The organism is Flavobacterium sp. 9 (assembly GCF_002754195.1).
Taxonomy (GTDB): Bacteria; Bacteroidota; Bacteroidia; order Flavobacteriales; family Flavobacteriaceae; genus Flavobacterium.
Map to the genome: position 1 here is coordinate 4,269,573 of NZ_PEEU01000001.1, position 13,529 is coordinate 4,283,101.

Annotated in this window: 8 protein-coding genes; all 8 read left to right on the forward strand. The window is 34.6% G+C overall.

Annotation, left to right across the window (positions count from 1 at the left end; genetic code table 11):
• Positions 1-6 precede the first annotated feature (6 nt).
• The 8 genes from CLU81_RS17735 to CLU81_RS17770 all read left to right on the forward strand — a co-directional run bounded on the left by CLU81_RS17735 (position 7) and on the right by CLU81_RS17770 (position 13,112).
• Entirely contained in the window at positions 7-1,524 is a 1,518-nt protein-coding gene (locus tag CLU81_RS17735) for a SusD/RagB family nutrient-binding outer membrane lipoprotein (RefSeq protein WP_099711030.1), read from the forward strand.
• A 436-nt stretch (positions 1,525-1,960) separates the two neighbouring features.
• Positions 1,961-3,949: a glycoside hydrolase family 2 protein gene (locus CLU81_RS17740; RefSeq protein ID WP_199174575.1), complete on the forward strand. Its 1,989-nt coding sequence runs from the start codon at positions 1,961-1,963 to the stop codon at positions 3,947-3,949.
• A gap of 199 nt (positions 3,950-4,148) precedes the next feature.
• On the forward strand, positions 4,149-6,413 hold the full coding sequence (locus tag CLU81_RS17745) for a GH92 family glycosyl hydrolase (RefSeq protein ID WP_099711031.1): 2,265 nt from the start codon (positions 4,149-4,151) through the stop codon (positions 6,411-6,413).
• 106 nt (positions 6,414-6,519) lie between these two features.
• Positions 6,520-8,805: a GH92 family glycosyl hydrolase gene (locus CLU81_RS17750; RefSeq protein ID WP_099711032.1), complete on the forward strand. Its 2,286-nt coding sequence runs from the start codon at positions 6,520-6,522 to the stop codon at positions 8,803-8,805.
• A gap of 4 nt (positions 8,806-8,809) precedes the next feature.
• Positions 8,810-10,270: a glycoside hydrolase family 125 protein gene (locus tag CLU81_RS17755; protein ID WP_099711033.1), complete on the forward strand. Its 1,461-nt coding sequence runs from the start codon at positions 8,810-8,812 to the stop codon at positions 10,268-10,270.
• 97 nt (positions 10,271-10,367) lie between these two features.
• Positions 10,368-11,270 carry an ROK family protein gene (locus CLU81_RS17760; RefSeq protein WP_099711034.1) on the forward strand — a complete coding sequence of 301 codons (903 nt, stop codon included), beginning with the start codon at positions 10,368-10,370 and terminating at the stop codon, positions 11,268-11,270.
• A gap of 147 nt (positions 11,271-11,417) precedes the next feature.
• The gene (locus tag CLU81_RS17765; protein ID WP_099711035.1) at positions 11,418-12,422 is read left to right on the forward strand and encodes an isoaspartyl peptidase/L-asparaginase family protein; all 1,005 of its coding nucleotides are present in this window, start codon (positions 11,418-11,420) and stop codon (positions 12,420-12,422) included.
• A gap of 141 nt (positions 12,423-12,563) precedes the next feature.
• Entirely contained in the window at positions 12,564-13,112 is a 549-nt protein-coding gene (locus CLU81_RS17770) for a zinc ribbon domain-containing protein (protein WP_099711036.1), read from the forward strand.
• Positions 13,113-13,529 lie beyond the last annotated feature (417 nt).

Here is a 13,529-nt window from a genome sequence, read left to right on the forward strand (position 1 = left end):
TGAAAGATGAAAAATAAATTTATAAAAATATTCTGTATCGCAATTGTTGGTGCAATGACATTAACATCATGCGATAAAGGATTCGAGGAAATGAATACGAATCCAAATGCATTGACAGATCCAGCGATAAAATCTATGTTTACACTTGCTGAGATTTATGTAGACGGACAAGATTATTCTAACACAAGAGGAAACAATGCATATGCGGCTCAAATCGTTCAGCAATTTTCTTCTTTAGGCGGACCAGGTTCAAAATATACTTATTCTTCTGAATATTCAGGATCTCTTTTTGGAGAATCATACGGTAAAGGATTGAATCAAATTTTTCAATTATTATCTGTAGTACCAAACTCTCCTGAAAATAGTAATATGATTCAGGCTTGCAGAATCATGAAAGTATTCATGTTTCAAAAATTGACAGATACTTACGGTGAAATTCCTTACTTCGAAGCAGGAAAGGGATATAATGGAAATGTTTTTGCCCCAAAATATGACACACAGGAAGCTATCTACAATGACCTTTTAAAAGAATTAGATGAAGCTGGTACTGCATTGGATGCTAATAAAGCATTTGTAGGTAGCGCCGATTTGTATTACCAAAGTGATGTTGCCAAATGGAAAAAACTGGCAAACTCATTAATGTTGAGAGTTGCAATGCGTTTGTCTAAAGTGAACCCTGCAAAAGCACAACAATATGTTGAGAAAGCTGCAGCTAAAGGTGTTTTTACTTCAAATGATGACAGCCTTGTTTTAAAACATGATGCAGGACCACAAGGAGTTAAAACAAATCCTATTACTTCATCTTGGGTTAGAAATGACCTTAACGGAGGAGATGCTAATACAAAATACAGCAAAACGTTTATCGATATGTTGAAAAACAATAACGATCCACGTTTAAGAATTTACGCTAAATTGGAAGCTTCAGGAGACAACAATCCTGCAAACCAACAAGGACTTGCAAATGATGCAAAAGAATTTCCGGGAGGAAACAAAAAATTATTCTCAGATCCTAACACTTCTACCGTATTACGTTTAGATGCACCAACTTTGATTATGTCTTATGCTGAGGTACAATTTATATTGGCAGAAGCAGCAGTAAAAGGCTGGAACGTTGGAGGAACAGCACAAAAATATTACGAAGACGGAGTAAGAGCTGCGATGGAAGTTCTGGTTATTTTTGGAGATAAAGTACCAGCAGTTTCGCTTGCAGAATACAACACTTATATTGCTGCTCATCCTTTTAAAGCTACTGGAACAGAAGCTCAAAAAATTGAACAAATTATAACTCAAAAATGGATTGTATTGTTATTCAATGGTTTTGAAGCATTTTCAGAATACAGAAGAACAGGATATCCGGTTTTAGTTCCGGTTAATGATCCTACAGGAGAAACAAAAGGAACTGTACCAAGAAGATTAATTTATGATCAGTCAGAATTGATAACAAATGAGGCTAATTATAAAGCTGCAATAGCTCGCCAAGGGTTGGATTTAATGACAACCAGAATCTGGTGGGATAAACAATAGTTAATAATTTTGGTTAGTTAGTTGAATTAAGCCGGGTAGGAATACCTGTACCACCCGGCTTATTTTTAATTTCTATTTTGATTTTCATTAAATTAGAGGAGTTATATCAGAAACCCGTTCCTGTTTAAAACCTTTTTTTTCGCAAAGACAAGTTGCTTCTGCTGAAAAAGATGGAATTATCATCAAAAGAACATAAAGTGAATGATTGAGTTTTCGATTTTTTTAATTCAAAAGAATTAACAATTTAAAATCAATAATTAATAATTAAAATAAAGCTTGGCAGCCGTAAAAAAGGAAATGATTTCTGGATATTTTGTTAGTTACCTTTTATTCTGATTAAAAACCTAAAGAGAAGGAATAATTGAAAAATCAATTATCCTTCTCAAACTGCCAACGATTGAATTGCAATGTATATATAATATAGTACTCAGTAAGAATGGAATGTAAAAAAAGCTTTTATTGGTTTGTCGGAATTTGTCTTGCCAGTTTTTCATTGGCAGCAAATGCTCAAAACATAGATATAAAAACGGGTTGGCAATATCGGGAAACAAAAACTGAAAAATGGAATCCTGCAACAGTTCCGGGAGAAATCCATACTGATTTATTGAATAATAAAGCAATTCCGGATCCATTTTACAGAGACAATGAGAAAAAATTAGAATGGATCGAAAAGAAAGATTGGGAATATAAAACCACTTTTAAAGTAACTCCCGAAACTTTAAAAAAGAAAAATACAGAACTCGTTTTTGACGGATTAGATACTTATGCGACCGTTTACCTGAACAACCAATTGGTTTTGAAAGCTGATAATATGTTCCTGCAATGGCGTGTAGATGTAAAAAAGATATTGAAATCAGGAAATAACGATTTGGTAATTGTATTTAAATCGGCACAAAATGTAGTTGATTCACTTGCAAAAAAAGATTTACCATTTGTAATTCCGGATAATCCACGTGCTTATGTTCGTAAAGCGCAATATCATTTTGGATGGGATTGGGGACCAAAATTCACCACTTGCGGAATTTGGAAAACGCCAAGATTAGAAGCCTACGACAATAAAAATCCAGAGAAACCATATGTATTAGATCGCAAAATCGAATTGGTACAAGAACCTGATAATGTTGGTAAAACATTCTATTTTAAAATAGATGGAAAGCCAGTTTATATGAAAGGCGCCAATTATATTCCGTCAGATGCTTTTCTATCCAGAGTAACCAAAAAAGAATACGAAAAAGTTATTGGTATGGCCAAAGATGCCAATATGAATATGCTTCGTGTTTGGGGCGGCGGAATTTATGAAGATGATTATTTTTACGATTTATGTGATAAAAACGGAATCTATGTTTGGCAGGATTTTATGTTTGCCGGAACAATGATACCGGGAGATGATGCTTTTTTTGCCAATGTAAAAAAAGAAGTTCAGTATCAGGTTAAGCGTTTACGTCATCATAAAAGTATCGTTTTATGGTGCGGAAATAATGAAATCGACGAAGCCTTTAAAGATTGGGGATGGCAAAAAAGCATGAAAATGCCAAAACAAGATTCGATTCGTTTATGGAAAGATTACGTTCGTTTGTTTCAGGACAGTATTCCAAAATGGGTAAAAGAAGTCGATAATAAACGTCCATATATTAGTTCTTCGCCATCATTTCATTGGTCAAAAGCAAAAAGTTTAACTGAAGGTGATAGCCATTATTGGGGAACCTGGTGGGGATTAGAAGATGTTGAAGCGGTACAAAATAAAACAGGACGTTTTGTGAGCGAATACGGAATGCAGGCAATGCCAAATTATTCTTCTATCGAAAGATTTACGCAGGCTGAAGACCGATATTTATATTCGGATATTTTGCAGGCGCATCAAAAAGCCGGAAAAGGATTTATGAAATTAGATTCGTATTTGAGTCGTTATTTTATTGATTCTGCTAAAATAAGTAAAATGAATGTTGAGGATTATACGTATCTGACACAATGTTTACAGTATTATTCTCTTAAAAATATTATCGGAATCCACCGTTCAAAAGCGCCTTATAATATGGGAACTTTGGTTTGGCAGCTTAACGATTGCTGGCCAGTAGCAAGTTGGAGTGTAACTGATTATTATGACAGACAACCAAAAGCGGCTTGGTATGCAATGAAAGAAGCGTATCGAGATGATAAAACTCCGGAAATTGATTTAACTCGTCCGATAAGTTTAAAACTAGATGATCCAAAAATTACCTGGAAACTAAAAGGAAACAAGCTGACGCTGAAAGCCTTAAAAGATGCAAAATACGTCAATGTTTCGATAAAAGGATACACCGGAAAATGGAGCGATAATTATTTCAGCCTAAAAGCAGGAGAAGAAAAAACAATCACATTTGAAGGAAAAATAGCAAAGCCAGAAGTTAGAGTTTATTCTCTATATGATGTTCTTAAAAGGTACTAAGGTTCTGAGGTGCAAAGGGACAAAGGTTTTCCGTAGAGGCGCACAGCAGTGCGTCTACTTTGCGATCTTTGCGTAAATCATTGCGTACTTTGCGGTTAAATTTTTAGGTTCAAAAATTAAAAAAATATCTGTGTAAATCAGTTTAACCCGTATCATCCGTGGCCCATCATTTAAGCAAGTCAAAATAAAAAACAATAATATGATTACAAAATACAAACAAATTGTTTTCGCTATAATTATGTTAGTCAATTTATCTGCAATTTCGCAGGAAAAGAAAGCAAAACAAGCTAGTTTAGATTACACCCAATATGTAAATCCGTTTATAGGATCTGCAGGTCACGGACACGTATTTGTGGGCGCCAATGTTCCTTTTGGAGCCGTACAATTAGGTCCCGTAAATGTGTTTGAAGGTTGGGATTGGTGCAGCGGATACAACTATGCAAGTAACACAATTCTAGGATTCACGCACACGCATTTAAGCGGAACCGGAATTGGAGATTTAAACGATATTTTGCTACTTCCTGTTTCAGGAAAAGTGCCACTTACCAAAGGAACAAAAGAAGATATGGCAACTGGTTACGGTTCTTATTTCTCTCATAAAAACGAAGTAAGCAAAGCCGGATATTACAGCGTTTTATTAGATAAATACAAAATCAAAGCCGAGTTAACCGCCAGCGAAAGAGTCGGTTTTCATAAATATACTTTTAATTCTACTACAGATAATCACGTTTTACTTGATCTTGCAGACGGAATAGGTTGGGATAAACCAGTAAAAACGTTTATCAAAAAAATCAATGAAACTACTCTTGCAGGATACAGATATTCTGCGGGTTGGGCGGCTGATCAACGTATTTTCTTTACGATCGAATTTTCAGAACCAATTTCAAATATTACACTTTACGACAATACAACGGCTGTTTCCGGAAACGAAGGAGAAGGTTTAAAAATGAAAGCCGTTTTGGATTTCAAGACTTTAAAAAACAAACAAGTTTTAGTAAAAGTAGGGATTTCTCCGGTAAGTTATGAGAACGCTTCTGCGAATATTAAAGCGGAGATTCCGGGTTGGGATTTTAATGCTGTAGCAAAAGAAGCGACTTCAAAATGGAACAAAGAATTAAATAAAATTCAGATCAAAGGAGATGATAAAACCATGAAAGTTTTTTACACTGCTTTGTATCACACCATGTTTGCGCCGTCTATTTTCAACGATGTAAACGGAGATTATAGAGGAACAGACAAGAAAGTTTACGAAAAAGCAAATTTCACAAACTACACGACTTTCTCACTTTGGGATACATATCGTGGTTTACATCCTTTATACACGATTACACAACCGGATAAAATCAACGATATCGTTAAGTCATTTTTGGCAATCTACGAACAGCAAGGCAGATTACCGGTTTGGCATTTAATGGGCAATGAAACCAATACGATGAACGGAAATCACTCGATTGCTGTTATTGTTGATGCTTATATGAAAGGTTACAGAGATTACGATACCGCATTGGCATACGAAGCCATCAAAAAAACGGCGATGCAAACGCGTGACGGAATGGATTATGTTCAAAAATTAGAATATATTCCTGCTGATAAAATGTTAGAATCCGTTGGGAATGCTTTAGAATATGCAATTGATGATTATTGTGTGGCACAAATGGCAAAATCTTTAGGCAAAACAGATGATTATAATTATTTCACTAAAAGAGCTAATTTGTACAAACTTTATTTCGATAAAGAAACTACTTTCATGAGAGGGAAATTGACTGATGGAAATTGGAGAACACCATTTAACCCGCTTTCGTCAGCACATCGTAAAGACGATTATGTTGAGGGAAATGCGTGGCAATACACTTGGTTGGTTCCTCAGGATCCTTACGGTTTAATTGAATTATTTGGAAATGATGATAAGTTTTTAGCTAAATTAGATTCACTTTTCTTAATCACAGATAAAGTAGAAGGAGAAGAAATTTCACCGGATATTAGTGGATTAATTGGTCAATATGCACAAGGAAATGAGCCAAATCACCATATTCCATATTTATATGCTTATGCAGGACAACCTTGGAAAACAGCAAAATTAATTCGTGAAATTGATGATAAATTCTACTCGACAAAACCGGACGGATTATGCGGAAATGAAGATTTAGGACAAATGTCGGCTTGGTATGTTTTCTCTTCAATGGGATTTTATTCGGTTAATCCGGCAAACGGAATTTATGTTTTAGGAAGTCCGTTGGTAAATACAGCGACAATTCATCATAAAGAAGGAATTTCGTTTACTTTGAATGCAATCGATAATAGCAAAACAAATATCTATATTCAAAAAGCAGAATATAACGGAAAGCCTTATACAAAATCATACATTACACATGATATGATCGTAAAAGGAGGAGAATTAAAATTGTTTATGGGAAGTAAACCATCGACAACTTTTGGAGTAAAAAAGGAAGATAGACCTATTTAGAATTTAGAATATAGAATATAGAATATAGAATATAGATTTTAGAGGTGTTTTTTAGTCACAGTTTTTAGTTTTCAGATCACATTTTACAACACACAATTCACACAAAATGAAAATAAAGAGTTTAATTTTTTTAGGGGTAATGCAGTGCTTTTTTGCAGCAAACGCGCAAGTTAAAACTTTAGATCCTGTAGAATATGTAAATCCTTTAATGGGAACACAATCTTTGCATAGTCTTTCGAACGGAAATACTTATCCTGCAATTTGTCGACCTTGGGGAATGAATTTCTGGACGCCACAAACCGGAAAAATGGGCGACGGATGGGCGTATATTTATACCGCAGAAAAGATTAGAGGATTCAAGCAAACGCATCAGCCATCGCCTTGGATAAACGATTACGGACAGTTTTCGATCATGCCGGTAACCGGAAAATTGACTTTTGAAGAAAACGAAAGAGCGAGCTGGTTCAGCCATAAAGCTGAGGTTTCAAAGCCATATTATTACAGCGTATACCTTGCTGATTATGATGTAACGACCGAAATTACTGCAACAGAAAGAGCAGCACATTTTCAGATTACCTTTCCTGAAAATGAGCATTCTTCTATTGTAATCGATGCTTTTGATAAAGGATCTTATATCAAAATAATTCCGTCAGAAAATAAAATTATAGGATATACAACACGCAATAGTGGTGGCGTTCCGGAGAACTTTAAGAACTATTTTGTACTACAATTCGATAAACCATTTGCTACTAATTATACGTGGCATGATAAAATTTTAGAAAAAGACAAATTAGAATTAAAAGAAAATCATGTTGGTGCAATTGTCGGTTTCAAAACTAAAAAAGGAGAAATCGTAAACGTAAAAGTTTCCTCTTCATTTATCAGTCAGGAACAAGCTGAGTTGAATTTAAAGAATGAATTAGGAACTTCTTCATTTAATGAAACTGTAGCGCAATCAAAACAAGAATGGAATAAAGTTTTAGGAAAATTATCTGCTGAAGGTGGAAGCGAAGAACAACTAAAAACGTTTTACTCCAGTTTATACCGTACCGCTTGTTTTCCGCAAAAGCAATATGAAGTAAATGCAAAAGGAGAAATCGTGCATTACAGCCCGTATAATGGACAAGTTTTACCGGGTTATATGTTTGCAGGAACAGGATTTTGGGATACTTTCAGAGCTTTATACCCTTTGTTAAATTTAGTTTATCCTTCTATCAATACAGAAATGCAGCAAGGATTAATCAACGATTATAAAGAAGGTGGTTTCTTGCCGGAATGGTCAAGTCCGGGATTCAGAGATGTAATGGTTGGGAATAACTCCGCTTCTGTAGTTGCTGATGCTTATATCAAAGGATTACGAGGATACGATATCAATAAATTGTATGAAGCTTTATTACATGGCGCCAATAACGAAGGTCCATTAGAAGCTGTAGGAAGAAAAGGAGTGGAGTATTACAACACTTTAGGTTATGTTCCTTATGATGTGAAAATCAATGAAAATGCAGCCAGAACATTAGAATATGCTTACGATGATTTCTCGATTTGGAAATTGGCTAAAGCCTTAAATCGTCCTAAAAAAGAAATTAATTTATACGAAAAACGAATGATGAATTATAAGAATCTTTATAATCCGTCAATTGGTTTAATGAGCGGTAGAAATAAAGACGGAAGCTTCCCAAAAGATTTCAATCCGTTTAAATGGGGAGATGCTTTTACCGAAGGAAATGCGTGGCATTACAGCTGGAGTGTTTTTCATGACGTAAATGGTTTGATTAATTTAATGGGCGGTGAGAAAAAATTCACCGCAAAATTAGATGCAGTTTTCTCAACTCCGCCAATTTTTGATGATAGTTATTATGGTGCAGTTATTCATGAAATCCGTGAAATGCAAATCATGAATATGGGACAATATGCTCACGGAAATCAACCTATTCAGCACATGATTTATTTGTACAATTATGCGGGTGAACCTTGGAAAACTCAATATTGGTCTCGTGAAGTGATGAACCGTTTATACAAACCAACTCCTGACGGATATTGCGGAGATGAAGATAACGGACAAACTTCTGCCTGGTATGTTTTCTCTGCAATGGGATTCTATCCAGTTTGTCCGGGAACAGACGAATATGTTCTTGGAGCACCATTATTTAAGAAATTAACCTTGCAATTAGAAAACGGAAAACAATTAGTAATCAATGCACCAAACAATTCTGAAACCAATAAATATGTTCAGGATTTAAAATGGAACAATGCAACTCATACCAAAAATTTCATCAATCATTTTGATGTATTAAAAGGCGGAGAGTTAAATTTTGACATGAGCAGTAAACCTAATTTACAAAGAGGAACTTCGGCAAGTTCTTATCCATATTCTTATTCAACTTCAAAATAATACTATGCAATCACGTAGAAAATTTATAAAAAACACAGGGATTTTTTCAGCAGGATTATTGGCACTTCAAACCGATGTTTTCGGAATGAATTCAGATGCTTTCAATTTTGCTTTGAAAGATTTTATTACGAAAAGACCACCTTTAGGCGAAAGAAAATTTACGAGTAAAGCCGTTGAAGCCGCAATCGTAAGAATCAAAAAGCAAATCGCAAATCCGGAATTGGCTTGGTTGTTCGAAAACTGTTTTCCAAACACTTTAGATACAACTGTAGATTTTGAAATCATCGATGGAAAACCTGATACATATGTGATTACAGGAGATATCGATGCAATGTGGCTGCGTGATAGTACAGCGCAGATTTGGCCGTATATTCCGTTTGTAAAAGAAGATAAAAAACTGGCAGAATTGGTAAAAGGAGTAATCAATCGCCAGACTAAATGTATTTTATTAGATCCTTACGCGAATGCTTTTTACAAAGATTTTAATCAGGTAAGCGAATGGAAAAATGACATGACTAAAATGCAGCCTGGTATTCACGAACGCAAATGGGAAATTGACAGTTTGTGTTATCCAATAAGACTTGCGCATGGATATTGGAAAGAAACGGGAGACATCAGTTTGTTTGACAGCAAGTGGAAAGAAGCGATGCTTTTGGTTATTCAAACTTTCAAAGAACAACAACGCTGGACAGATAAAGGACCATACAATTTTCAGAGAGTTACAGCTTGGGCTACAGATGGCGTGCCGTTAAGCGGTTACGGATATCCGGTAAAACCTTGCGGATTAATTGTTTCGACTTTTAGACCAAGTGACGATAGTACTTTATTTGGGTATTTAATTCCGAGTAATATGTTTGCGATCGAAGTACTTGGATATCTTCAGGAAATTTTCTCTTTGCCAGCATTAAAAGATGATAATTTAGTAGCTAAAGCCAAAGAATTACAAGGTCAAGTTCAGAAAGGGTTAGAAGAAAACGGAATTATCGATCATCCAAAATTCGGAAAAATCATTGCTTTTGAAGTAAACGGTTACGGAAGTTTCCATATGATGGATGATGCCAATGTTCCGTCTTTATTATCATTACCTTATTTAGGCGCAATTGAACCGGACAATCAATTGTATTTGAACACAAGAAAAGTCGTGCTTTCAGAAAACAATCCGTTTTTCTATAAAGGAAAAGCAGGCGAAGGTGTTGGCGGGCCACATACCGGAACAGATACTATTTGGCCAATGAGTATTGTTTTAAGAGCGATTACAAGTGTTGATGAAAATGAAATAAAACATTGTATTAGCAACTTGATCAAAACAAACGCCGATACAGGATTTATGCACGAATCTTTCCATAAAGACGATGTAACAAAGTTTACCCGAAAATGGTTTGCTTGGGCGAATACATTATTTGGCGAAATGATTGTTCATACGAGTATTCATTATCCGCAAATTTTAAAAGACAAAAACATTTAAAAAACTAAAATATAGCATTAAGAGATTAAGTGTGAATTGAAAATTATATTTAGTTTTCTCTTGATTTCTTAGTGATTCAAATCCAAAATACAAAAGAATGAATAAAGAATATGCCGTTGGATTAGACATTGGAGGTACACATATTACCGCAGCGATTATAGATATTGTAGGTATGAAAGTCATTGATTTTTCGTTGCATAAAGAGTCGTTTGATTCTAATTTGCCAGTAGAAGAAGTAATGACAATTTGGGAAAAAGCGATCAGAACTTCTATCGAAAATTCTAAAGTAGAAACCACAACTGGATTGGCAGTTTGCATGCCTGGGCCATTTGATTATGAAAATGGAGTTTGCTGGATAAAAGGGCAATCAAAATACGAGCATTTTTATGGATTAAATGTTCGGGATTTGTTTCAGAATAAATTGAATCTGTCAAATGATTTTCCGATCCTTTTTGAAAATGATGCGGTTTGTTTTGGTAAAGGCGAAGTTTTTAAAGATGCTGATAATCTTTCTAAAAAAGTAATGGCAATCACACTTGGAACAGGACTTGGCGCTTGTTTTATTGACAAAGGAGAATCTATAAATACAGGTGATTTAGTACCAAAAGACGGAGAAATATATGATCAGCCTTACAGACACGGAATTGCCGAAGATTATGTTTCTGCGCGTGGACTTATTGCTGGTTATTTCGCTTTAAGCGGAAAAAAAATAAGCAACGGATTGGAGCTTTTTAATTTGGCTAAAGCCGAAGATAAAGTAGCAATAAAGGCGTTTGAAAAAATGGGAGAAGATTTAGCTGCGATTGTTATTCCGTGGTTAGAAAAATTCTCGGCAGATAGTTTTATTATTGGAGGAAAAATTGCAAATGCGAGTGAGTTTTTCTTACCGACTTTCAACAAGAAATTAGAAGAATCAGGAAGTAAAGTCAATGTTTCGGTTTCTACAGATAATGAAATTGCAGCATTATTAGGAGCGACAAGTTTGCTTTATACAGCTTAGATTAGTTAAACCATATAAGTTATGTAAGTTCATGTAAAAAACAATTTTACTGTGCTTATATAACTTATATGATTTAATTTTGAGTAGCTATAAACAGCCAGCTTAAATGATCTTACATAACTTATATGGTTTAAAATTTTATTTATTATGACAAATTCAAATCGTAGAAATTTTATAAAAACGGCAGCAATAGCTTCAGTTGCTGTGGCGTTGCAATCTTTTAATTCAAATTCTGAAGAAGAAGAAAAAATCATAGTTTCGAAGAAAGTAAAAAAGCCAATTGTACTTTCGACCTGGCGATTTGGAATTCCTGCAAACGAAGCTGCCTGGGAAGTTCTAAAAAAGAACGGAACGGCTTTGGACGCTGTTGAAGCCGGAGTGAAAATTCCTGAAGCCGATCCAAAAGAAAGAAGCGTAGGTTATGGCGGACGTCCGGATAGAGATGGCCGTGTAACGTTGGACGCTTGCATTATGGATGAAAACGCTAATATAGGATCTGTAGCTTGTTTAGAATATATAAAGCATCCAATATCAGTTGCGAGAGCAGTGATGGAAAAAACGCCTCACGTAATGTTAGTTGGTGACGGAGCATTGCAATTTGCATTATCTCAAGGTTTCAAAAAAGAAAACCTGCTAACAGAAGAATCCGAAAAAGAATGGAAAGAATGGCTAAAAGACAGTAAATACAAACCAATTGCGAATATCGAAAATCACGATACAATTGGAATGATTGCTTTGGATGCCAACGGAAATCTTTCGGGAGCATGCACCACAAGCGGAATGGCTTTTAAGATGCACGGTCGGGTAGGAGATTCTCCAATTATTGGCGCAGGTTTATATGTAGATAATGAAATTGGAGCAGCAACGGCAACAGGTCACGGCGAAGAAGTAATCAGAATTTCCGGCTGTCATTTAGTCGTTGAATTAATGCGACAAGGAAAATCGCCTCAAAAAGCTTGTGAAGAAGCTGTCGCAAGAATTATAAAACTCACCAAGAATAGAAACAAAGAATTAAAGGATATTCAGGTAGGTTTTATTGCCCTGAATAAAGAAGGAGAATATGGTTCGTATTGTGTTCAGAGTGGTTTTAACTATGCAGTTTATGATGATACAGGAAACAAATTAATCGATGCCGATTATTTCCTGAAGTAAGATTTTTTTAGTTGACTCTGTCGATAGAGTTAATTGTTTTTTAAATGCGTAATAGTCTTTGGCTTTACGCATTTTTTAGTTTTAAACGTTGAGATACATGTATAAAAAAACTATATTAGTATCCAAAAAAAGCCAAAGCTTATGAAGACTATTTGTTCAAAATGTGAAGCAGAAAATGATTCAAATTCAAAATATTGCTCCAATTGTGGTTATGAATTGTCGAGAAACGAAAGCGAGAATATAACTCCTGAAATCAAAAAAGAAACTGCTGGTAAGCCAGAAAAGAAATTTAACCTTAAAACATTTTTAGGATTTGTAGTGGGTTTTGTAATTGTATTTTTTGCAACACAAACCTTGTTTAACCCATCGATTGATAAGCAACTTACCGAGACAGCAAACGAAATGAATAAAAGCTGTCCGATGAGAGTTGATGAATATACAACTTTGAAAAACGTTGTTGCTTTACCGGATAAAACGATTCAGTATAATTATATTTTAGGATTAACGAAAGCTGAGGTTAAATTGGATACCGTAAAGAAATATATTTTCCCGGGAGTTTTAGAAAATATAAAAAGCAATCCTCAGATGAAATCGTTCAGAGATAATAAAGTTACTTTGAACTACCATTACACAGATAAGAACGGAGAATTCGTAACAGAATATATCGTAAAACCTGAAATGTATGAATAAGGTATTCTATAATAATTTCAAATGAAAAACTGTGCAAATGTCTCTGACTTTGTGCATTTTTTTATGCTGTAATAAATTGCAGATTCAAAAAACAAATTATAGAAATGATATTAAATAAAAAACGTTTTACATACTTAGAATTAATTCAGTTTTTACTGGTTCCTTTTTTTTCTTCTTTAAAGACTGCTGATTTGAAACTTTACTACATCAATTTTGTATTTGTCTTGATATTTATAGTTCTATTGCTCTACAATACTTATACAATTATTTCAAAACAGAAGATATCAAATTTTACATTTTACGATTTATCAGCTATTCTTTTATTAAATATATGTATTGTGTACAAATTTGTATCGGCTTCTTTAAATATGATTTTTCTTGTAATTCTATTACTTGTTATTGGCTTAAAGATATTTT